The sequence below is a fragment of the Caballeronia catudaia genome (assembly GCF_001544755.2).
GTDB classification, from domain to species: Bacteria; Pseudomonadota; Gammaproteobacteria; order Burkholderiales; family Burkholderiaceae; genus Caballeronia; species Caballeronia catudaia.
Map to the genome: position 1 here is coordinate 374420 of NZ_FCOF02000001.1, position 21962 is coordinate 396381.

The following is a 21962-nucleotide window of genomic DNA, read 5'->3' on the forward strand; positions in this document are numbered from 1 at the left end:
GCCGCGCACCGAACTAGCAAACTGCCATGAACATCCTCTTTATCGCCGATCCGCTCGATCGCTTCAAGATCTACAAGGACACGACTTACGCGATGATGGCCGAGGCCGCGCGGCGCGGTCACGTGCTCTACGCGTGCGAGCCGCAGCATCTCGCGTGGACCGGCGCGAAGGTCGAGGCGAGCGTGCGGCGCTTCGCGATCGTCGGCGACGAGGCGAACAGCGACCGCAATCCGTGGTACGCGGCGGAGCAGGCCGAGCATCTGCCGCTCACGCATTTCGATGCCGTGCTGATGCGCAAGGACCCGCCGTTCGACCTGGAATACGTGAATGCCACCTGGCTGCTGGAGATCGCCGAGCGCGACGGCGCGCGCGTCTTCAACAAGCCGCAGGCAATCCGCGATCACTCGGAGAAGCTCGCCATCGCGGAATGGCCGCAGTTCGTCACGCCCACGCTCGTCACGCGCGACGCGGCGCGCCTGCGCGCTTTCCACGCCGAACACGGCGACGTCATCCTGAAGCCCCTCGACGGCATGGGCGGCATGGGCGTGTTCCGCGTGAAGGCGGACGGCATGAATCTCGGCTCGATCGTCGAGATGCTGTCGGAAGACGGCGCGCGCACGGTGATGGCGCAGAAGTTCATTCCCGAGATCAAGGACGGCGACAAGCGCATCCTCGTGATCGGCGGCCAGCCCGTGCCGTATTCGCTCGCGCGCATTCCGCAGGGCAGCGAAGTGCGCGGCAATCTCGCAGCGGGCGGCTTGGGCCGTGCGCAGCCGCTCTCGGCGCGCGATCGTGAAATCGCCGAAACGCTCGGGCCTGTGCTGCAGGCGCGCGGCCTGCTGCTGGCCGGGCTCGACGCCATCGGCGACTATCTGACCGAAGTCAACGTCACGAGCCCGACCTGTTTCCGCGAGATCATGGATCAGACCGGATTCGACGTCGCGGGCATGTTCATCGACGCGCTCGAACGCGCGGCCCACTGAGTCTGCCGACGCACGGAACGGCACCCGGCGTCGCGTCAGACTCACTTCTAAGGGACTGTTAGAATTGATGTCCCGGCGCACGGGGTTTGGGGGCGCAATCGTCTCTCGAGACTCGTCGGGTAACTGAGCCGCAGGACGGTTGATTTCCGCCCGGGCGGCATCCACGTTAGTTTTGTGTTCCGCGCCGCTCGCGCGCTTTCGAGCGGAATCGGGCGTTATCGTCTGATTTTTGTCGCTAAATCGTCGCTTGAGGCAACATCCTGACATGGCTGGCATCCTGATCATCGCGCACGCACCTTTCGCTACCGCACTACGCGAGTGCATCGCGCATATTTACGGCGGCTTGCCCGCGCGCATCGGCGTCATCGATGTGACGCCCGACTGCGATCCCGTCGAAGTCCGTGCCTTCGCGCGCTCCGAAATAGATCGCCTGAAGGAAGACAACGGCGCGATCGTGCTGACCGACGTCTTCGGCGCGACGCCCGCGAATATCGCCGCGAGCCTGCGCGATGCCGACGTGCGCGTGCTCGCCGGCTGCAACCTGCCGATGCTCGTGCGCGCCGTCTGCTACCGCGCGACGCCGCTCGACACGCTCACCGAAAAGATCCTTCAGGGCGGCTCGAAGGGCATTCAGGAACTGGATTCGTCCACGCCGCTCAATCCCTGCGCGCTCGCCACCAAAGCCGCCGGCTCGCCTGATCCCGCATGCTCGGCAAGCGCGGATCTCGTGAGCGCCAAGGCGGCCGCCAGCCACTGACGCCGCTCATTTCATTCATCTAGCGTTTCGGAGCATCATGCTGCAACAAGAAACAACAATCGTGAACAAGCTGGGGCTCCACGCACGCGCTTCGGCGAAGCTCACGCAACTGGCGGGCAATTTTCAATGCGAAATCTGGATGAGCCGCAACGGCCGCCGGATCAACGCGAAGAGCATCATGGGCGTGATGATGCTGGCGGCGGGCATCGGCAGTTCGGTGACGATCGAAACCGAAGGGTCCGACGAGGCCGAAGCCATGCAGGCAATGCTCGCGCTCATCGCCGATAAATTCGGGGAAGGGCAGTAAGCGCTTCGTCGCCGTATTGGGCCCGTGAAAAGCCGCGCATCGACGCGGCTTTTTTTCGCCTCCGATTTCGTTGACTTCGGGCAACCGTCCCGGCCCTGTCGTGACCGGGTGTTCAGGGACTCATCGAAGGATTCGAATTTATAATGGACGCGCGGTTGCGCCCGCCGAGGGGGCTCGAGAGACCGCGACAATCAAAACTAGAGGAGGTGCGCGTGTCCTTCACGCTGCATGGAATTCCCGTCTCGCGCGGCATCGCCATTGGGCGCGCGTATCTGATCGCGCCGGCGGCGCTCGACGTAGACCATTACCTGATCGAACCTGATCAGATCGACGCGGAAATCGCCCGGTTTCACGCGGCGCAGGCGGCCGTGCTCGCGGAACTCGAAGCGCTGCGCGAAGACCTGTCCGCCGATGCGCCCAGTGAAATGGGCGCGTTCATCAATGTCCATATGATGATCCTGAACGACGCCATGCTCGTTCAGGAAACCATCGATCTCATTCGTACGCGCCGCTACAACGTGGAGTGGGCGCTCACCGAACAGCTCGAAATTCTCGGCGGCTACTTCGACGAAATCGAGGACGAGTATCTGCGCGAACGCAAGGCCGACGTCGAGCAGGTCGTCGAGCGTTTGCTGAAGGCGCTTGCCGGCGCGCCGACGGCCGCATCGCTCGTCGTGCACACGGCGGCGAGCAACGGCCACAACGAGATGATCGTCGTCGCGCACGACATCGCGCCGGCGGACATGCTCCAGTTCAAGACGCAGGCGTTCAAGGGCTTCGTGACGGACTTAGGCGGGCGCACGTCGCACACGGCGATCGTGGCGCGCAGTCTCGGCATTCCGGCGTCCGTCGGCGTGCAGCAGGCGAGCGTGCTGATTCGTCAGAACGATCTCATCATCGTCGACGGCGATCATGGCATCGTGATCGTCGATCCGGCGCCGATCGTCCTCGAAGAATATTCATACCGCCAGAGCGAGAAGCTGCTCGAGCAGCGCAAGCTCCAGCGCCTGAAGTTCTCGCCGACGCAAACGCTCTGCGGCACGAAGATCGAGCTGTGCGCGAACATCGAGTTGCCGGACGACGCGCAGGTCGCCGTCGAAGCGGGCGCGATGGGCGTGGGCCTGTTCCGTACCGAATTCCTCTTCATGAATCACAAGGATCAGTTGCCGGAAGAAGAGGAGCAGTTCGAGGCGTACAAGCGCGCGGTCGAACTGATGAACGGCAAGCCGGTGACGATCCGCACGATCGACGTCGGCGCGGACAAGCCGCTCGATTCCATGACCGGCGGCGACGGCTACGAGACCGCGCCCAATCCGGCGCTCGGCCTGCGCGCGATTCGCTGGAGCCTGTCCGAGCCGCAGATGTTCATCACGCAGTTGCGCGCGATTCTGCGCGCGTCGGCGTTCGGCGCGACCAAGATCCTGATTCCGATGCTCGCGCACGCGCAGGAAATCGATCAGACGCTCGATCTGATCCGCGAGGCGAAGCGCCAGCTCGACGAAGAGGGCGTCGCCTACGATCGCCAGATTCAGGTCGGCGCGATGATCGAGATTCCCGCGGCGGCCATCGCGGTGCGGCTGTTCCTGAGCCGGCTCGATTTCCTGTCGATCGGCACGAACGATCTGATCCAGTACACGCTCGCGATAGATCGCGCCGATAACGCCGTCGCGCATCTGTACGATCCGCTGCATCCGGCTGTGCTGAATCTGATCGCGTTCACGCTGCGCGAGGCGAAGCGCGCGGGCGTGCCGGTGTCGGTGTGTGGGGAAATGGCGGGCGATCCCGCCGTCACGCGCCTCTTGCTCGGACTCGGGCTCACCGAGTTTTCGATGCATCCGAGCCAGTTGCTCGTCGTGAAGCAGGAGATTCTGCGTTCGAGCCTGAAGGCGCTAGAGAAGCCCGTCGCGGACGTGCTCGCCGCCTACGAACCCGCGGAGCTCGAAGCGGCGCTCGCCGCGTTGCAGAAGGCCTGATTCGGCTCGCTTCATTTCACGCCGCGCGCGCCGCAGACCGGGCAATCCGGCTGGCGCGCGATTCTCATCGTGTTCCATTCCATGCGCAGCGAGTCGAGCATCATCAGGCGACCGCCAAGTGTCTCGCCGAAGCCGCCGATCACGCGCAGCGCTTCCGCCGCCTGCATCGCGCCGATGATGCCAACGGTCGGCGCGAACACGCCCATCGTAGAGCAGGCGACTTCCTCGAACGGCTGATCCGGCGGAAACACGCACGCGTAGCAGGGCGAGTCCGGCGAACGGAAATCGAACGTGCTGATCTGCCCGTCGAAGCGCAAGGCCGCGCCCGACACGAGCGGTACGCCATGCGCGACGCACGCGGCGTTGATCGCGTGACGCGTCGCGAAGTTGTCGCTGCAATCGAGCACGACAGCCGCTTGCGGGACGTTTTCATCGAGCCACTTCGCGTCCGCGCGCGCATTGACCGCTTCGATGACGATATCCGGATTCAGCGCACTCAAGGTCTCGCGCGCCGATGTCACCTTGGGCGCACCGACCGACCGCGTCATGTGCACGATCTGCCGCTGCAGATTCGTGAGATCGACGGTATCGCCGTCGACCAGCGTGATCTTCCCGACGCCCGATGCCGCGAGATACATCGCGGCGGGCGCGCCGAGACCGCCCGCTCCGACGATGATCGCGTGGGCATCGAGAAAGCGCTGCTGCGCCTCGATGCCGATTTCATCGACGAGGATATGGCGGGAATAGCGAAGGAGTTGGTCGTCGTTCATCGCGAAGAGAAGCGCTTGCTGGAACGAAGCATTCTAAGCGCGTAAAAGACAAAAGGCTTCGCAGCGTCATGCTGCGAAGCCCTTGCAGGAACGACAGGCAGATTACTTCGTCTGCTGCGCGGTCGGCGCCGAAGCCGGTTGCGCGCCCGACGCCGGCGATGAGCCCGGCGTGGCCGGCAGCGCCGGCGGCGCGACGACCGGCGCGGACGCCGAACGCGCTGGCTTGTTTTGCGCGAGCTTGCGTTCGCTGTACGACTTCGACTCGACGACCTGCTTGCCTTCGAGCTTGTTCAGCCCCTGCTGCAACATGAAGTCGTCGGTGCTGCCGAATTCGACCGGCTTGCGCTCGCGATCCTTGCGGCGCTGCTCGGGCGTCTTCTTGTCGTTCTGCTCCTCGAGAATGCGCAGTTGTTCCAGGCGATCCGCTTCGCGCTGCTCCTGCTCCTTCTTCTCGTTCGGGTCCTGCGTGTTCGCGAGGTGATTCGAGTAATCGACTTCGCGCGTGACGAGCGCGTCGTCCGGATCGCCGTCCGCATATTGATCCACCGGAACGTCCGGGCGCACGCCCTGGTTCTGAATCGACTTGCCGCTCGGCGTGTAGTAATAGGCCGTGGTCAGGCGCAGGGCGCTCTCGGCGGTCATCGGGCGGACAGTCTGCACCGAGCCCTTGCCGAAGGTCGTCTTGCCGACGATCAGCGCGCGATGATGATCCTGCAGCGCGCCCGCGACGATCTCCGACGCCGACGCCGAGTAGGCGTTGGTCAGCACGACCATCGGCACCTTCTTGAAGATTTCCGGCACGCTCTTCAACGGGTCCGCATCGAAGGACGGCAGGCGGTAGTTGTCGTAGGTGTCGCGGAAGGTCTGCTTCGCGTCCGCGATTTGTCCATTGGTCGACACGACCACCGAGTTATCCGGCAGGAAGGCGCCCGCGACGCCGACCGCGCTCTGCAAGAGGCCGCCGCCGTTGTTGCGCAGGTCGAGCACCAGGCCTTTCAGGTTCGGCTGCTGGCGCGCGAGGTCCTGCAGCTTCGCGGCGAGGTCCGGCACCGTGCGCTCCTGGAAGCTCGTGATGCGGATGTAGCCGTAGCCCGGCTCCGGCACCTTCATCTTCACTGACTGCACGCGGATCAGGGCGCGCGTCACGGTGAGCGGGAACGTGCGGTCGTCGCTCTTGCGGAAGATCGTGAGCGTGACCTTTGTGCCCGGCTCGCCGCGCATCTGCTTCACGGCCTTGTCGAGCGTCATGCCGCGCACGGGCTTGTCGTTGATGCGCGTGATGAGGTCGCCCGGACGGATGCCGGCGCGGAACGCGGGCGTGTCTTCGATCGGCGAGATCACCTTGATGAGACCGTCTTCCGACGAGATTTCGATACCGAGGCCCGCGAAGCGGCCCTTGGTCTGCTCCTGCAGTTCTTCGTAATCGGTCTTGTCGAGATAGGACGAGTGCGGGTCGAGGCTCGACACCATGCCCTTGATGGCGGCGGTGAGGAGCTTTTTGTCGTCGACCGGTTCGACGTATTCGTGCTTGATTTGCCCGAAAACTTCGGCGAAGAGCCGCAATTGTTCGAGCGGCAGGGGCGTGGAGGCGGTTTGCTGGGCGGACGCGGAGATCTGCAGGGTTGCGAGTGCGCCGGCAGCAACGCCAACGGCGACCAGGCCGAAGTTTTTCAGGTTCTTTCGCATAGAAGGTGCGGTCGGAATCGGATGGGCTGCATCGTAAGTGTGACGGGCCAGTATACCTGCTCGTCTAGATTGACGACTTAAACGCAACTTAAATGCCTGATGCTTGGCGACCGGCAGCGTAGGGTTGCGCAGGTATCGCGAACAACCTGTCGAGACCGCCAGCACGCCGCCAGCCGCGCGCCATAGGCGACGAAAGCGCCCTATTCACGGCACCCTCGTCCGACCCGCGAGACGGGTGTCAGCCCGCTTTGCCCTGCTGGGCGACAGCCGCCTGCGCAGCGGCGATGGCTTCCGGATCGCCCAGATAGTAGTGCTTGATGGGCTTCAGGTTCTCGTCGAGTTCATAGACGAGCGGTACGCCGTTCGGGATGTTCAGCCCGACGATGTCCTGATCGGAAATATTGTCGAGATACTTCACGAGCGCGCGGATCGAGTTGCCATGGGCCGAGATCACGATCTGCTTGCCCGACTTGATGGCCGGCGCGATCGACTCGTTCCAGAACGGCAGCACGCGCGCGACCGTATCTTTCAGGCACTCGGTGAGCGGCAACTGCTCGCGCGGCACGTTCGCGTAGCGCGGATCGCCGTACGACGCGCGCTCGTCGTCCGGTGCCAGCGCGGGCGGCGGCGTGTCGTAGCTGCGGCGCCAGACGAGCACCTGATCGTCGCCGTATTTTTTGGCCGTCTCCGCCTTGTTCAGACCCGCGAGCGCGCCGTAGTGCCGCTCGTTCAGGCGCCACGAATGCACGACCGGGATATACATCTGGTCCATCTCGTCCTGCACGTGCCACAGCGTGCGGATCGCGCGCTTTAGCACCGACGTATAGGCGATGTCGAACTGGTAGCCCGCTTCCTTCAGCAGCACGCCGGCCTGGCGCGCCTCGCGGTTGCCCTGCTCGGTCAGGTCGACGTCGACCCAGCCGGTGAAGCGGTTTGACTTGTTCCACGTCGATTCGCCGTGGCGGACGAGCACTAGCTTGTACATGATGTCGGTCGGTCAGTTGGAAAAGCGGGTGCGCCGATCGCGCCCCGTCATCCTGCACGTGCGGGCGGGGCGCCGCCATCGGCCGGACGGCAGAGGCCATCGCGGGAAACGGTTATTTTATAATGCCCCGATTGCCCTGATTTCCCTTTCTTCCTTTTCTACTCAATTTCGGCGGCCCTCGACGTGAAGTTTTTCACTGATTACACGAATATCGCACTCATCGTCATCGCGCTGGTTTCCGGCGCGCTGCTCCTTTGGCCTGCCGTCATGCGGCGCGGACGCGGCGGCGTAAGCGCTGCCGAAGCCACCACGCTCATCAACCGGCGCAACGCCGTGGTCGTCGACCTGCGGCCCGCGGCGGAGTTCGCGAAGGGGCACCTGCCGTCGGCACGAAATATCGAATTGACGGAGCTTCAAGCAAAAATCGGCCAGATCGCAAAGAATAAGAGCAATCCGGTCGTGCTCGTTTGCCAAACCGGTCAGGAATCGCAGCGCGCGAGCCGCACCGTGTCCGAGGCGGGCTACGCCGAGGTCCACGTTTTGCAGGGCGGGGTAGACGCCTGGCAAAAAGCAGGCATGCCGGTGGTAAAACAAGGAGCAGTCAAGTGAAGAAAGTCATCATGTACAGCACGGTCGTGTGCCCGTATTGCCAGATGGCCGAACGTCTACTAAAGTCCCGCGGGGTCGAAGCGATCGAGAAGATCCTGATCGACCGTGAACCGGGCAGGCGCGAAGAGATGATGACGCGCACCGGCCGGCGCACCGTGCCGCAGGTTTATATCGGCGAGACGCACGTCGGCGGCTATGACGATCTGTCTGCACTCGACCGCAAAGGCGGGCTCGTGCCGCTGCTCGAATCTGCCTGAAGATACACTCGCGGCGCGCGCTCAATGTGTTCGCGCGCGCCGCATACCGAATCACCTGGGAAATCATTATGTCCGACGAGAACAATCAGCCGTTTTTCAATATCCAGCGCATTTACCTGAAGGACATGTCGCTCGAGCAGCCTAACTCGCCCGCCATCTTCCTCGAGCAGGAAATGCCGTCGGTGGAAGTCGAAGTCGATGTGAAAGCCGACCGCCTCGCCGAGAGCGTCTTCGAAGTGCTGGTTACGGGCACCGTCACGGCGAAGGTCACCGAGAAAGTCGCGTTCCTGATCGAAGCGAAGCAGGCAGGCATCTTCGATATCCGCAATATTCCGGCCGAGCAGATCGATCCGCTCGTCGGCATTGCGTGCCCGACCATCCTGTTCCCGTACCTGCGCTCGAATATCGCCGACGCGATCACGCGCGCCGGTTTCCCGCCGATCCACCTCGCGGAAATCAATTTCCAGGCGCTGTACGAGCAGCGCATCGCCCAGCTCGCGAGCGCGCAGGAAGGCGCGGCGAACGGCGCGACGCACTAACCTCCCCCTGAGTCTGCCGGACCGGAGCCGAGCATGAAAGTAGCCGTTCTCGGCGCCGGCGCGTGGGGCACCGCACTTGCGGGCCACCTCGCGACCCGGCACGACACGAAGCTCTGGGCGCGCGATGCCGCGCTCATCGAATTTCTCTCCCGCACGCACGAAAACACGCGCTATCTCGAAGGCGTGACGCTGCCGCCCGCGCTCGGTTTCGAGACGGATTTCGCCGTGGCGCTCGCGCATGCCTCGGCGGACGATGCGCTGTGCGTCGTCGCCACGCCAGTCGCCGGCTTGCGTGAACTGTGCCGTGCGATGCGGCAGGCCGGCATCGTGCCTGCGCATATCGTCTGGCTGTGCAAAGGCTTCGAGGCCGACACGCAAAGCCTCCCCAATGAAGTCGTCGCGGCCGAATTGCCGGCGCATCGCAGCAACGGAACGTTGTCCGGCCCGAGCTTCGCGCGCGAAGTGGGGCAGGGCTTGCCGGTTGCGCTGACGGTCGCGAGCGCGTCGTCGGAACTGGCCGCGCGCACGGTCGCGGCGTTCCATCACGGCGCGATGCGCATCTATACCGGCGACGACGTGATCGGCGTCGAAGTGGGCGGCGCGGTGAAAAACGTGCTCGCCATCGCAACGGGCATCTCCGATGGCCTCGGCCTCGGCCTGAACGCACGCGCCGCGCTCATCACGCGCGGGCTCGCGGAGATGTCGCGGCTGGGTGTCGCGCTCGGCGGCCGCGCGGAAACCTTCACCGGGCTGACCGGCCTGGGCGATCTCATCCTCACCGCGACGGGCGATCTGTCGCGCAACCGCACCGTCGGCATGCAGCTCGCGAGCGGACGCACGCTCAACGAGATTCTCGCGGCGCTCGGCCATGTCGCGGAAGGCGTGCGTTGCGCGCGCGCCGTGCTGGCCCTCGCGCAAGCGCGGGGCATCGACATGCCGATCACGCAGGCGGTATGCCGCGTGCTCTTCGATAACGTGACGCCGCGCGATGCGGTGCAAGCGCTTCTCAATCGGGACGCAAAAGCGGAGTAAGAGCAAATTACGCGGAGGTGCGTGTGCGATGGCCAAGCTCGAAGCGCTGAAAGCCGACATTACGACGCTCACTGTCGACGCCATCGTCAACGCGGCGAACAAGTCGCTGCTCGGTGGCGGCGGAGTCGACGGTGCGATCCATCGCAAGGCGGGCAAAGGCCTGCTGCGCGAATGCGAGACGCTCGGCGGGTGCGAGACCGGCGATGCGAAGATCACCGGCGGCCACGATCTCCCCGCGAAACACGTGATTCACGCGGTGGGGCCGCGCTGGAGCGGCGGCAAGAAGCACGAGCCCGAACTGCTCGCGAGTTGCTACCGGCGCTCGCTCGAACTCGCCGAAGAAGCGGGCTGCACGTCGATCGCGTTTCCCGCGATCAGTTGCGGCATCTATCACTTCCCCGTGGAGCAAGCCGTGCCGATCGCGGTGCGCACGGTCATCGAAACGCTGCCTTCCACGCCATCCATCGAGCGCGTCATTTTCGCGTGCTTTCAGGACGGCATGCTTGCGCGCTACCAAGCCGAGCTCGATGCGGCAAAGGCTCAAGCGCCGCCTTCGAAGCCCGCCTGACGCCACGCTTCGAACGTCACGATCGCCACCGTATTCGACAGATTCAGGCTGCGGTTGCCCGGCCGCATCGGCAGGCGCACGCGCTGTCCGGTCGGAAAGCGCTCCAGCAAGTCACTCGCGAGGCCGCGCGTCTCCGCGCCGAACACGAACCAGTCGCCGGGCTGGAACGCGTGATCGAAGAACGGCGTCGAGCCGCGCGTCGTGAACGCGAACATCCGCGCGGCGTCGGGCGTTTCTTTCGCGATGAAGGCATCCCAGTCCGCATGCACGTTCATTTCGGCGTACTCGTGATAATCGAGACCCGCGCGGCGCAACTTCGCATCGTCGAGCGGGAAGCCGAGCGGCTCGATCAGATGCAGCCGCGCGCCCGTGTTCGCGCACAGGCGGATAACGTTGCCGGTGTTCGGCGGAATTTCGGGTTCGACGAGTACGACGTTGAACATAAAGTGCTGTGGTTAAAGAGGGTTAATCCTTCGGTGTACGCAGCGCCACGAAATTGGTGACGCGCCGCGCGCCGGCAAGCTTGAGCTTTCGTGCAAGGGCATCAAGTGTCGCGCCGGAGGTCATCACGTCGTCGACGACGCCGATATGCTTGCCGCGCACATCGCCCGAAATCGAGAACGCGCTCGCGACATTGCGGCGGCGCGCATCCTGATCGAGCCGCGATTGCGCCGACGTATGCCTCACCCGCGCAACCATCGACGCATCGCTCTGCACGCCCATCGAGCGCGCGAGCGGGCGCGCGATCGCCCACGCCTGGTTATAGCCGCGCGCGACGATCCGCGCGCGCGAGAGCGGCACCGGCACGATCACGTCGGGCACGGGCAGATCGCTGTCTTCGAAGAGCGCATGCAAATTCCGCGCGAAGGCCTCGCCCGTGGCGAGCCGTGCGCGAAATTTCAGCTCGACGGCGAGCGTATCGAGCGGCGCGCGATAGTCGGCGAGCGCGAGCGTGTCGTTGAAAGCGGGCGGCGATTCAAGGCACGCGGCGCAATGCGCACGCGTGTCATCGCGATCGCGTCTCATGTCCGACGCGCCAAGCGGCAGCGCGCAGGTCGCACAGCGCAGGCGCGGCTCGTTCCAGTATTGCGCGTCGCAGCCTTCGCATAGCAACTCTTGCGACAAATTGCCGCATAAGGCGCACTGGCTCGGCAAAGCGACATCGGCGAGCCGTTGCATCGCTGATGCGAATCTACGTACGCGCGACGATATGGGCGGTCGGAACGGAAGACGAATACTGTCGGCATTCATGACGGCGAAGATCGGAAAAAATCACGGCTCAAGGCGCTAAACACGCGCAATCGTTGCGCCTCAGGAGGCGTTTATGCCTCGTATCAGCGCTTGGTATGGGTTGTTTTCGAGACGACCGAGTATACTTCGCACTCTCATCGAAAAGATCGACATGTCCCCGACATCCCCCGACACTAGCCGTCCGGCCTATGATCCGCGCCGTCTGCGCGCGATCTTCGACGGACGCGCCGCCGCCTTCGACGACGTCGCTTTCCTGCCGCGCGAAATCGCGCAGCGCATGCGCGAACGGCTCGAATACATCAAGGTCGCGCCGCTGCGCGTCCTCGATGCGGCGTGCGGCGTCGGGGCGGACCTGGGCGGTCTGCGGGAGCGCTTCGCCGAGGCATCGGTGATCGGCGTCGATATTTCGTCCGCGATGCTCGCGCGCGCCCGCGCCGCCGAATCCGTGGATACCGAGAGCGGCGCAGGCTGGCGCCGTTTTCTTCCGTCGACGCTCGCGAAGGCGTTCGGTGCGCGCGGTCCGCAACTCGCGCAGGCGGATTTCTCCGCGCTGCCGTTTGCCTCGGACGCGTTCGAATTGCTGTGGTCGAATCTCGCGCTGCACTGGCATGTGCGCCCCGACCTCGTTTTCCCCGAATGGCAGCGCGTGCTCAAGGTGAATGGCCTCTTGATGTTCAGCACGTTCGGCCCTGACACGCTGCGCGAACTCAGAGCCGCGTATCGCGAAGCCGAGCGCGCGCTTGGCCTTGCGCCCGTGCCGCACGCGATCGATTTCGTCGACATGCACGATCTCGGCGACATGCTCGTTGAAAGCGGCTTTGAAATTCCGGTCATGGACCAGGAAGTCCTGACGATCACATACAAATCACCCGAATCGCTTCTCGCCGACGTGACGCGCTGGGGCGCGTATCCGTCCGAGCGTGCATTCGAGGCGGGTCGCGCCGACGCGAAAGCCATGCGCGAAGCGGTTCATCGTGCACTGGAAGCGCTGCGCGGCGACGACGGCACCATTGCCCTGACCTTCGAGGTGATCTACGGCCACGCGTGGAAAGCGGTGCCGCGCATGACGGCCGAAGGACACGGCATCGTGCGGCTGGAAGATATCGGACGAGGCTCAAAACCGAAACGTTGATGGGGTAAAGAGCGCGGTTGTTATGTCTGAGATTTGCGCGAAAAAAGCGCGCAAAAAGGTGCGTCAAAAGGGCGCAGAAGCTTGTGCCGCTTGGCTTTGAGACGTTACGACCCTTGCTTGTGGATGCCACCCAAGACGCCTATAATGCGTCAGTTTGTCGCCCGGACTGACACAATTCTGGGTGAAATCCGAGCAAAAGTGTGTGATTGCGTGCGGATTGACGGAGACAGCGATGCAGGCCAGTCAAACGCTGACGGAGTCCGAGCCGGTAATCGGAGACTGGCTGATGAAGCGAAACTGCTCGGTGTCGCCGCGTCAGTTCGTGGGCGTTTACCTGTCGCTTGCCTTGTTTTCGCTGGCAATCGCAACGCCGCTGTTCCTGAACGGCGCCTGGCTGGTGCTGCCGTTCACCGGAGTCGAGTTGGCGGTCGTGGGCATCGCGTTCGTGATTTACGCACGCCATGCTGTCGACTACGAACGGATCCGGCTGTATCGAAACCGGTTGTTGATCGAACAGATGGACGCCGAAGTGCTGACGCAGTTCGAGTTCAACCCGCGCTGGGTGCGGGTCGAAGCGGGCGCGACACCGAGAGAGCCGCTCACGATCGTATCGCGCGGTCAATCGGTGAAAATCGGACAACACCTTGCCCAGCATCGTCGCGAGCAATTTGCAGCCGAGTTGCAGGCGTCATTGAGACGTCTTTGAGAGGAGCCGGCGCTCGCGCGATGTAACGGGGGGTCGAGGGTTTGAATGGAAAATTTGGGTAAGGATGCTATGAAAACAATCAAGCGAGCCCTCTCGGGCGTGCTGGCGGCAGGCGCACTGCTCAACGCCGGCGTGGCCCTGGCGGTCAGCGACGCTCCTGGCGGTCCTCGTGTGAACGAGATCAACTTCCAGCAGCCTGTGACGAAGATCGCCGAGGAGCTCTACGGCCTCCATATCTTCATGCTCATCATCTGTACCGTCATCTTCATCGGCGTGTTCGGGGTGATGTTCTATTCGCTCTTCAAGCATCGCAAGTCGAAGGGCTTCAAGCCGGCCAATTTCCACGAAAGCACCACGGTCGAAATCATCTGGACGATCGTGCCGTTCGTCATCGTCATTCTGATGGCGCTGCCGGCAACGAAAGCCGTGGTCGCGATGAAGGACACGAGCAACGCCGATCTCACCGTGAAGGTCACGGGTTATCAGTGGAAGTGGGGCTACGACTACGTGAAGGGTCCGGGTGAGGGCATCAGCTTACTGTCGACGCTCTCCACGCCGCGCAGCGAAACGAACGGCCAGAAGCCGATCTCGAATCTCTATCTGCAGGAAGTCGACAACCCGCTCGTCGTGCCGGTCGACAAGAAGATCCGCGTAATCACGACGGCGAACGACGTCGTGCACTCGTGGTACGTCCCGGCGTTCGGCGTGAAGCAGGACGCGATTCCGGGCTTCGTGCGCGACACGTGGTTCAAGGCCGAAAAGGTGGGCACGTACCGCGGCTTCTGTACGGAACTGTGCGGCAAGGAGCACGCGTACATGCCGGTCGTCGTCGAAGTGCTGTCGGCTGACGACTACGCGAAGTGGGTCGACGCGCAAAAGAAGAAGATGGCCGCAGGTCAGGACGATCCGCTCAAGACCTACACGAAGCAGGAGCTGATGGCGCGCGGCCAGCAGGTCTACACGTCGAACTGCGCGGTCTGCCACCAGCCGACCGGCAAGGGCGCGGGCCAGTTTCCGGCGCTCGACGGCTCGAAGATCGCAACCGGCTCGATTGCCGATCACCTGAACATCGTGCTGCACGGCAAGGGCGCGATGCCGCCGTGGCAGGGCATGCTGAACGACGTCGAGATCGCATCGGTCGTCACGTTCGAACGCAACAACTGGAGCAACCATACCGGCGACCTGCTCCAGCCGAAGCAAGTCATCGACGCCAAAGCGGGCAAGATGCCGCAAGGCGGCGGCACCTCGGCGGCGGCATCGGCGCCTGAAGCGGCGAGCGCCGCGCCCGTGGCCGCGGAAGCCAGGGCGCCGGCTGCATCGGGTGCGCAAGCGCCGCAAGGCGCGACGCAGACAGCGGCGCCGGCAGCCGGCCTCCCCGCCAGCATCTATTTCGAGACGGGCAAGGATTCGCTGCCCGCCGACGCCAGCAACGCCGTGCAAGCTGCGGCCGCTTACGTGAAGGCCCACCCGGACGCGAAGCTCGCGCTGTCGGGCTTCACGGACGCGACCGGCGGCGCCGGCCTGAACGCCGATCTCGCCAAGCGCCGCGCGCAAGCCGTGCGCGATGCGCTGAAGGCAGCAGGCGTTCCGGAAGATCACATCGTGTTGAAGAAGCCCGAGTCGGTCACGGGCGGCACGGATGCGAAGGAAGCACGCCGCGTAGAAATCAGTCCGGCTGCTTGACGTGACTCACGACCGCTCTTCCTTCGCACACGGGATGCAACGGAAGAGCAGGTGGGAAAGCCAAGTGCCCCGAGTATTCGCTTTAGGAGATGATTGTCATGTCTAGCATCGGACACGATGTAGGCGCAGGCCACGACCACGCGCACGACGACCATGCGCACCATGTGCCGCATGGCTGGCGCCGGTGGCTGCTCGCCACCAACCACAAGGACATCGGTACGCTGTACCTGCTGTTCTCCTTCATCATGTTCCTCTCCGGAGGCGTGATGGCGCTCGGCATTCGTGCCGAGCTGTTCGAGCCGGGCCTGCAGATCATGCGTCCCGAGTTCTTCAATCAGCTGACCACCATGCACGGCCTCATCATGGTGTTCGGCGCGATCATGCCGGCGTTCGTCGGCTTCGCGAACTGGATGGTGCCGCTGCAGATCGGCGCATCGGACATGGCGTTCGCGCGCATGAACAACTTCAGCTTCTGGCTGCTGCCGGCCGCCGCCGTGCTGCTCGTCGGCTCGTTCTTCGTGCCGGGCGGCGCAACCGCCGCGGGCTGGACGCTCTACGCACCGCTTTCCACGCAGATGGGCCCGGGCATGGACTTCGCGATTTTCGCGGTCCACATCATGGGTGCGTCGTCGATCATGGGCGGCATCAACATCGTCGTGACGATTTTGAACATGCGCGCGCCGGGCATGACGCTCATGAAGATGCCGATGTTCGCGTGGACATGGCTCATCACCGCGTATCTGCTGATCGCCGTGATGCCGGTTCTGGCCGGCGCGATCACGATGGTGCTCTTCGACCGTCACTTCGGCACGTCGTTCTTCAACGCGGCGGGCGGCGGCGATCCGGTCATGTACCAGCACATCTTCTGGTTCTTCGGTCACCCCGAGGTGTACATCATGATCTTGCCGGCGTTCGGGATCGTGTCGCAGGTGATTCCGGCGTTCTCGCGCAAACCGCTGTTCGGCTATAGCTCGATGGTGTACGCAACCGCATCGATCGCGATTCTGTCGTTCATGGTGTGGGCGCACCACATGTTCGCGACGGGCATGCCAGTGACGGGCCAGTTGTTCTTCATGTACGCGACCATGCTGATCGCGGTCCCAACGGGCGTGAAGGTGTTCAACTGGGTGGCGACGATGTGGCGCGGCGCGCTCTCCTTCGAAACCCCGATGTTGTTCGCGATCGGCTTCCTGTTCGTGTTCACGATGGGCGGCTTCACGGGCCTGATCCTGTCGATGGCCCCGCTCGATATCCAGATGCACGGCACTTATTACGTGGTGGCGCACTTCCACTACGTGCTGGTGGCGGGATCGCTCTTCGCGCTGTTCGCGGGCTGGTACTACTGGGCGCCGAAGTGGACCGGCTGGATGTACAACGAAATGCGCGGGAAGATCCACTTCTGGGCGTCGATGATCACGTTCAACGTCACGTTCTTCCCGATGCACTTCCTGGGTCTCGCGGGCATGCCGCGCCGCTATGCCGACTACCCGGCGCAGTTCACGGACTTCAACCAGGTCGCGACGATCGGCGCATTCGGCTTCGGTCTTTCGCAGGTGTACTTCCTGTTCGCGGTCGCGCTGCCGACGTATCGCGGCGGCGGCGAACTCGAGAAGGCCGGCGACAAGCCGTGGGATGGCGCGGAAGGTCTCGAATGGACCGTGCCGAGCCCGGCGCCGTTCCACACGTTCGAGAATCCGCCGACGGTCGAGTAATCGGATTGTCCGGTTCGCGGGGCTGTTGAGGGAACGCCCCGCGAACGAGAAAGCAAGGAAAGCATGGCCCCGGATCCACAAAAAAGACGCACGCCCGAAGAGATACGCGCGGGCAACAAGCGGCTCGGAATCATCATGATGTTGATTGCCGCCGTCTTCTTTCTGGGTATCGTCGTCAGGCAATACCTGTTGTCGCGAGGGTAGGAAAGCAACGTGTCGACTCCGCAGGAAAATTCGCATATCGACCGGTCCTTCAACCGGTCGATGCTGGTGAAGCTCTTCGTCGTGGCCGCCCTGATGTTCGGCTTCGGCTTCGCGCTGGTGCCGATGTATCGCGCGATCTGCGAGATCACCGGCATCAACAATCTCGTGCAGCGCGACGTCAGCGCGCGCGAGGCGAAGAACACGCAGGTCGACATGAGCCGCACGATTTCGATCGAATTCGACGCGAACGCGCGCGGCCCGCTGGAGTTCAAGCCGGAGCAGCACAGTCTCGATCTGCACCCCGGCGAAGTGACGACGGTGATGTACGAGGTGACCAACGAGCAGAACCGCACGGTGAAGGCGCAGGCCATCCCGAGCTACGCGCCGAAGCAGGCCACCGAGTATTTCAACAAGATCGAATGCTTCTGCTTCACGCAGCAGACGCTCGCACCGAAGGAAACGAAGCGCATGCCGGTCGTGTTCGTCGTCGATCCGAAGCTGCCGAAGGACGTGAAGACGATCACCTTGTCGTACACGTTCTTCGAACTGGATGCGCCTAAGCAGGCGGCGAACTGACGATGAACGAACCGCGCGGGAAGGGCGGCTTTCTCAAGCTCGTGAAAGCGGTGTTCTGGTCGTTTTTCGGCGTGCGCCGCCGGGCCGACCTCGAAAGCGATGCGGCGCAGCTCAATCCGCTGCATCTGATCGCGGCGGGCGTCATCGGCGCGGTGTTGTTCATCGTCGTGTTGCTGCTGGTCGTGCGCGCGGTAGTGGGATAGACGGAACGCTGGAAACATCAGCGTCGAAAGAAAACTCAAGCAACTGGATCGAAGTGGAGAATCAATAATGAGCGGTCAAAACGAGAGCCCGTACTATTTCGTGCCGCATCCGTCGCGGCATCCGGTCATGGCCGCGACCGGCCTGCTGGTGATGCTCGCATCGCTGGCCATGTGGGTGAACGGGCACACCTGGGGCCCGGCCGGCACGTTCATCGGCCTGCTGTTCGTGCTGTTCGTGCTGTGGCACTGGTTCGGCGACGCGATTTCCGAATCCGAAGGCGGAATGTACGGCAAGCGCGTCGACGTGTCGTACCGCTGGAGCATGAGCTGGTTCATCTTCTCCGAAGTGATGTTCTTCGGCGCGTTCTTCGGCGCGCTGTTCTATGCGCGCGCGATCGCGATGCATCAGCTCGGCAGCCTCGACTACAAGCTGATCTGGCCGGACTTCACCGCCGTGTGGCCGAACAACGGCCCCGCTGCGCTCGTCGGTCACTTCCGCGCGATGGTGCCGTGGCCGCTGCCGACCATCAATACGGCGCTCTTGTTGTCGTCCGGTGCGACGCTGACGGTGGCGCACCACGCGCTGCGCGAAGACCATCGCAAGAAGGCGATCATCTGGCTGGGCGCGACGGTTCTGCTCGGCATCATCTTCCTGTTCTGCCAGGGCTACGAATATTTCCACGCGTACAACGAGCTGAACCTCACGCTCAATTCCGGCGTGTACGGCTCGACGTTCTTCCTGCTGACCGGCTTCCACGGTTTCCACGTGTTCCTGGGCGGCACGATGCTGGCGGTCGTGATGTTCCGGCTGATCCGGGGGCACTTTACGGCGGAGCATCACTTCGCGTTCGAAGGCGCCGCGTGGTACTGGCACTTCGTCGACGTCGTGTGGCTGGGTCTGTACGTCGTCGTGTACTGGCTGTAAGCGGAATATCGAAGACGGGCGCGCGCTGCGCGTCCGCGATGCAAGACCGGCAACGCCGCCGGTCCGAGAGCAAAGAAGCAGTGACCAACACGCCGCCCTCGATGTCCCAAAGGGCGGCGTTGTCGTTTGAAGGGGCGATTGGCGAAGCGCAAGCGCGAAGGTGCCGCGGCGCGACAATTCGTCTCGTAGGGAAGAATCCGCGCGGCGGGTTATCGTCGGGCTCAGCGTCCGATGGGGATGCCCGACGATTGAATCCAGCCCATCCAGTGCGCGAACAGGATGAAGAGGAAGAGGGAAATGGACAGCCCGACGCGCATGGCGAGTGACCACACCATCCGCTTCGTCCTGCCCCGGTCGGTCATCATGAAATAGAGCGCCGACCCCAGGCTGCCGATGATCAGGATGAATGCAATAGCAACGATGATGTGCATGAAACCAGCCAGCGATTGTGCTCAGGAACCACGGTGAGCAGTATTAATTTGGATCATCTCATTATCTCACTCGACGCCATGCGCCGTGCGGCGCCTCCGCGGATGCCGCGCATATGAAGATTCGCTTCTGGCCCACGCTGCTGATTCTGATCGTCGTCGCGGTGACGGTGCGTCTCGGCTTCTGGCAGCGCGACCGCGCGCATCAGAAGGAGGCGCTCAACGCGCAGATCGCCGCGTTCGAGAACGCGCCCGCGCGTGAGGTCGGCATGGAGCCGTTGCCGCTCAAGTCGATCGAATTTCATCGCGTCGAGGCGCGCGGGGAGTTCATGCCGGAGCGCGTCGTGTATCTGGACAATCGTCCGTATAACGACCAGCCGGGCTTTTATGTCGTGATGCCGCTTAAACTCGAGGGCGGCGGCTACGTGCTCGTGAATCGCGGCTGGCTGCCGCGCAACCTGGCGGACCGCACGGGCATCGAGCGTTACGAGACGCCGAAGGGCGTCGTCGAGGTGAAGGGCATTGCGCGCGCGAATGCTTCGCAGGCGTACGAGTTGGGGCACGGCGGATCGGCGGCGCACGAGCGGATTCGCCAGAATGTCGACATCAAATCGTATGCGGCGGAAACCGGGCTCGCGCTCCAGCCGTTCGTGATCCAGCAGACGAACGACACCGGCGACAGACTCGTGCGCGACTGGCCCGCGCCGACGCTCGGCGTCGAGCGCAATTACGGCTACATGCTGCAGTGGTGGGGCATGGCCGCGGCCGCCGTCGCGTTCGGCTTGTACGCCGCGCGCCGCGCCGCGAAGAAAGGCGAAGCAAGCGACGGCGAAGCCGAGCACCACGCCTGAAATTTGACCGAACAGAGGCAGTTCTACCGATGCAATCACAACGCTCCACCGCCGGCGCAGACAAGACGCGCACCCGGCAACCCATGCCCTCGAAAGGTTCGTGGATCAGCGGCCGATGGATGCTGATCCTGCTCGCGCTCGTGTGCGCCGCGCCGGTGATCGCGTCGTACCTGATGTACTACGTGTTCAAGCCAGCGGGCGGCACGTCGAGCTATGGCACGCTGATCGATCCGCAGCGGCCGATTCCCGCGCAACTCGTCGTCACCGACGAAAAGGGGCAGAGCCTGCCGCTCAAGTCGCTCGAAGGCAAATGGCTGATGGTCATCGTCAACGGCAGCGACTGCGACGAGCAATGCGCGACGCGCCTTTACTTCATGCGTCAGGTGCGCGCGCTGCAATCGGGGGAGCGCGAGCGCGTCGTCAACGTCTGGCTGCGCACCGATGACAAGCCCGTTTCCGATGTCATCAAGACCGCCTATCCGCAGCCTGACACGCGCATGCTGGTCGCCGACGAGAAGTCGGTTGCCGCGTGGTTGCCCGTCGATGACGGCACGAAGCTCACGGATCACATCTTTCTCGTCGATCCGAACGGCAATCTGATGATGCGCTTCCCGAAGAACCCCGATCCGAAGAAGATCAACGCGGATGTGGCGAAGTTGCTGAAGTGGTCGCGAATCGGATAAACGCGGGTTGAGGTAAGCGAATATGTTTCTGCTGCAATTGGGTCTGATCGGCATTTGCGTCGCGCTGCTGCCGCTGTCGTATGTCTGGGTGAAGGCCGATGACGATAAATTTAGAAAGCTCGTCTGGCTGACGACCTTTCTGACGCTCGATCTCATCATGTTTGGCGGCTTCACGCGCCTGACCGATTCCGGCCTCGGCTGTCCCGACTGGCCAGGTTGTTATGGCACGTCGTCGCCGTTCATCGCGCATGCGCAGATCACGGCCGCGTATCAGGCGATGCCAACGGGCCCCGTCAGCATGGTGAAGGCGTGGATCGAAATGCTGCACCGCTATTTCGCGATGGCGATCGGCGTGCTGATCATCGCGCAGGTGATCATCGCGTGGACGGCGCGCATCAAGAAGCGCCCGCTGCACGTGTCGCCGTGGTGGCCGACGGGCATTCTGCTGCTCATCCTGTTGCAGGGCGCGTTCGGTGCGTGGACCGTCACGCTGAAGCTGCAACCCGTGATCGTCACGATTCACCTGCTGCTCGGGCTCGCGTTGCTCGGCGTGCTCGGCTGGCTCGCGGCGCGCATGACGCCGATTCCGGCGCTCGATTCCGCCGCCGCGCGCTGGATGCCCGCCGCGGCATTCGGCTTGCTGCTGCTCATCGTGCAGGTGGCGCTCGGCGGCTGGGTCAGCACGAACTACGCTGTGCTTGCGTGCACGGACTTCCCGCTGTGCAACGGCCAATGGATTCCGCCGATGAACTTCGAGCACGGCTTCCATCTGTGGCGCGCGCTCGGAATGACCGGCGATGGCGACGTGATCTCGCAGGACGCGCTCGTCGCGATCCACTGGACGCATCGCATGTTCGCGGTCGTCGTCGTGCTGTATCTGCTCTGGCTCGCCTCGCGGCTGCGACGATTCGAATCGCTGCGCAAGCCCGCGAATGGCGTATTGTTGATGATCGTGATCCAGTTCCTGACGGGCATGTCGAACATCGTGCTGCAATGGCCGCTGCCGGTCGCCGTGGCCCACAACGGCGGGGCTGCGATCCTGTTGCTGCTACTCGTTATGCTAAACTTTCGAATCTCTTCAAGCCGTCCCGGCCGCGCCGCAGTTCCCGCGCGCGACGTCGTTTCAGCGTGACTCCACATTC

General features: G+C 63.5%; 26 protein-coding genes. 20 read left to right on the plus strand and 6 right to left on the minus strand.

Translation table 11 applies throughout. The annotated features are described in order from the left end of the window. The first annotated feature begins 26 nt into the window (after window positions 1-26). The 4 genes from gshB to ptsP all read left to right on the plus strand — a co-directional run bounded on the left by gshB (window position 27) and on the right by ptsP (window position 4020). Window positions 27-983 carry a glutathione synthase gene (gene gshB / locus AWB75_RS01785; protein WP_061122337.1) on the plus strand — a complete coding sequence of 319 codons (957 nt, stop codon included), beginning with the start codon at window positions 27-29 and terminating at the stop codon, window positions 981-983. Window positions 984-1248: 265 nt separating this feature from the next. Continuing rightward, window positions 1249-1740 (plus strand): PTS sugar transporter subunit IIA, encoded by a 492-nt coding sequence (locus tag AWB75_RS01790; protein ID WP_061122338.1) that lies wholly within the window; start codon window positions 1249-1251, stop codon window positions 1738-1740. Window positions 1741-1777: 37 nt separating this feature from the next. Next, on the plus strand, window positions 1778-2047 hold the full coding sequence (locus AWB75_RS01795) for an HPr family phosphocarrier protein (protein WP_061122339.1): 270 nt from the start codon (window positions 1778-1780) through the stop codon (window positions 2045-2047). Between the two features lie 212 nt (window positions 2048-2259). Continuing rightward, on the plus strand, window positions 2260-4020 hold the full coding sequence (gene ptsP / locus AWB75_RS01800; RefSeq protein ID WP_200822912.1) for a phosphoenolpyruvate--protein phosphotransferase: 1761 nt from the start codon (window positions 2260-2262) through the stop codon (window positions 4018-4020). Between the two features lie 11 nt (window positions 4021-4031). Here the strand turns inward: ptsP and AWB75_RS01805 are convergent, their stop codons facing one another. The 3 genes from AWB75_RS01805 to gpmA all read right to left on the minus strand — a co-directional run bounded on the left by AWB75_RS01805 (window position 4032) and on the right by gpmA (window position 7461). Then, on the minus strand, window positions 4032-4790 hold the full coding sequence (locus AWB75_RS01805; RefSeq protein WP_061122341.1) for a HesA/MoeB/ThiF family protein: 759 nt from the start codon (window positions 4788-4790) through the stop codon (window positions 4032-4034). A 102-nt stretch (window positions 4791-4892) separates the two neighbouring features. Then, entirely contained in the window at window positions 4893-6476 is a 1584-nt protein-coding gene (locus tag AWB75_RS01810) for a S41 family peptidase (RefSeq protein WP_061122342.1), read from the minus strand. A gap of 238 nt (window positions 6477-6714) precedes the next feature. Next, a complete protein-coding gene (gpmA, locus tag AWB75_RS01815) occupies window positions 6715-7461 on the minus strand; it encodes a 2,3-diphosphoglycerate-dependent phosphoglycerate mutase (protein ID WP_061122343.1) in 747 nt (248 codons plus the stop codon). Between the two features lie 183 nt (window positions 7462-7644). Here gpmA and AWB75_RS01820 point away from each other — a divergent pair, with 183 nt between their 5' ends. The 5 genes from AWB75_RS01820 (at window position 7645) to AWB75_RS01840 (ending at window position 10466) form a co-directional block, all read left to right on the plus strand. Further along, window positions 7645-8070, plus strand: a complete 426-nt coding sequence (locus tag AWB75_RS01820) for a rhodanese-like domain-containing protein (RefSeq protein ID WP_061122344.1) — start codon at window positions 7645-7647, stop codon at window positions 8068-8070. Continuing rightward, window positions 8067-8327 (plus strand): glutaredoxin 3, encoded by a 261-nt coding sequence (grxC, locus tag AWB75_RS01825; protein ID WP_061122345.1) that lies wholly within the window; start codon window positions 8067-8069, stop codon window positions 8325-8327. Before AWB75_RS01820 ends, grxC begins: the two co-directional genes overlap by 4 nt. Before the next feature lie 68 nt (window positions 8328-8395). Next, window positions 8396-8866: a protein-export chaperone SecB gene (gene secB, locus AWB75_RS01830; protein WP_061122346.1), complete on the plus strand. Its 471-nt coding sequence runs from the start codon at window positions 8396-8398 to the stop codon at window positions 8864-8866. Between the two features lie 33 nt (window positions 8867-8899). After that, complete coding sequence (locus tag AWB75_RS01835) at window positions 8900-9898, plus strand: NAD(P)H-dependent glycerol-3-phosphate dehydrogenase (protein ID WP_061122347.1); 999 nt, start codon at window positions 8900-8902, stop codon at window positions 9896-9898. Window positions 9899-9926: 28 nt separating this feature from the next. Further along, window positions 9927-10466: an O-acetyl-ADP-ribose deacetylase gene (locus AWB75_RS01840; RefSeq protein ID WP_061122348.1), complete on the plus strand. Its 540-nt coding sequence runs from the start codon at window positions 9927-9929 to the stop codon at window positions 10464-10466. On the opposite strand, the gene trmL is transcribed toward AWB75_RS01840, so the two are convergent. After that, on the minus strand, window positions 10439-10909 hold the full coding sequence (trmL, locus tag AWB75_RS01845) for a tRNA (uridine(34)/cytosine(34)/5-carboxymethylaminomethyluridine(34)-2'-O)-methyltransferase TrmL (RefSeq protein ID WP_061122349.1): 471 nt from the start codon (window positions 10907-10909) through the stop codon (window positions 10439-10441). The genes AWB75_RS01840 and trmL overlap by 28 nt on opposite strands. Window positions 10910-10931: 22 nt before the next feature. Continuing rightward, window positions 10932-11717: a phosphoribosyltransferase family protein gene (locus AWB75_RS01850; RefSeq protein ID WP_061122350.1), complete on the minus strand. Its 786-nt coding sequence runs from the start codon at window positions 11715-11717 to the stop codon at window positions 10932-10934. A 151-nt stretch (window positions 11718-11868) separates the two neighbouring features. On the opposite strand from AWB75_RS01850, the gene AWB75_RS01855 reads away from it, so the two are divergent. The 8 genes from AWB75_RS01855 (at window position 11869) to AWB75_RS01890 (ending at window position 18858) form a co-directional block, all read left to right on the plus strand. Continuing rightward, entirely contained in the window at window positions 11869-12849 is a 981-nt protein-coding gene (locus AWB75_RS01855) for a methyltransferase domain-containing protein (RefSeq protein WP_061122351.1), read from the plus strand. A gap of 232 nt (window positions 12850-13081) precedes the next feature. After that, on the plus strand, window positions 13082-13555 hold the full coding sequence (locus tag AWB75_RS01860; protein ID WP_061122352.1) for a DUF2244 domain-containing protein: 474 nt from the start codon (window positions 13082-13084) through the stop codon (window positions 13553-13555). 45 nt (window positions 13556-13600) lie between these two features. Next, window positions 13601-15238, plus strand: coding sequence for a cytochrome c oxidase subunit II (coxB, locus tag AWB75_RS01865; protein ID WP_061122353.1), 1638 nt, complete (start codon window positions 13601-13603; stop codon window positions 15236-15238). A gap of 98 nt (window positions 15239-15336) precedes the next feature. Further along, window positions 15337-16950: a cytochrome c oxidase subunit I gene (gene ctaD, locus AWB75_RS01870; protein WP_061122453.1), complete on the plus strand. Its 1614-nt coding sequence runs from the start codon at window positions 15337-15339 to the stop codon at window positions 16948-16950. Between the two features lie 63 nt (window positions 16951-17013). Then, on the plus strand, window positions 17014-17154 hold the full coding sequence (locus AWB75_RS38335) for a cytochrome oxidase small assembly protein (protein ID WP_087038976.1): 141 nt from the start codon (window positions 17014-17016) through the stop codon (window positions 17152-17154). Between the two features lie 9 nt (window positions 17155-17163). Continuing rightward, the gene (locus tag AWB75_RS01880; RefSeq protein WP_087038977.1) at window positions 17164-17730 is read left to right on the plus strand and encodes a cytochrome c oxidase assembly protein; all 567 of its coding nucleotides are present in this window, start codon (window positions 17164-17166) and stop codon (window positions 17728-17730) included. 2 nt (window positions 17731-17732) lie between these two features. Continuing rightward, complete coding sequence (locus tag AWB75_RS01885; RefSeq protein WP_061122355.1) at window positions 17733-17933, plus strand: DUF2970 domain-containing protein; 201 nt, start codon at window positions 17733-17735, stop codon at window positions 17931-17933. 67 nt (window positions 17934-18000) lie between these two features. Then, window positions 18001-18858: a cytochrome c oxidase subunit 3 gene (locus AWB75_RS01890; RefSeq protein WP_061122356.1), complete on the plus strand. Its 858-nt coding sequence runs from the start codon at window positions 18001-18003 to the stop codon at window positions 18856-18858. Window positions 18859-19079: 221 nt separating this feature from the next. Here the strand turns inward: AWB75_RS01890 and AWB75_RS01895 are convergent, their stop codons facing one another. After that, window positions 19080-19289, minus strand: a complete 210-nt coding sequence (locus tag AWB75_RS01895; protein ID WP_061122357.1) for a twin transmembrane helix small protein — start codon at window positions 19287-19289, stop codon at window positions 19080-19082. Between the two features lie 113 nt (window positions 19290-19402). On the opposite strand from AWB75_RS01895, the gene AWB75_RS01900 reads away from it, so the two are divergent. The 3 genes from AWB75_RS01900 to AWB75_RS01910 are packed head-to-tail and all read left to right on the plus strand — an operon-like array spanning window position 19403 to window position 21952. After that, window positions 19403-20137, plus strand: coding sequence for an SURF1 family protein (locus AWB75_RS01900; RefSeq protein WP_061122358.1), 735 nt, complete (start codon window positions 19403-19405; stop codon window positions 20135-20137). A 29-nt stretch (window positions 20138-20166) separates the two neighbouring features. Next, entirely contained in the window at window positions 20167-20820 is a 654-nt protein-coding gene (locus AWB75_RS01905; protein ID WP_061122359.1) for an SCO family protein, read from the plus strand. Between the two features lie 22 nt (window positions 20821-20842). Next, complete coding sequence (locus AWB75_RS01910; RefSeq protein WP_061122360.1) at window positions 20843-21952, plus strand: COX15/CtaA family protein; 1110 nt, start codon at window positions 20843-20845, stop codon at window positions 21950-21952. Window positions 21953-21962 lie beyond the last annotated feature (10 nt).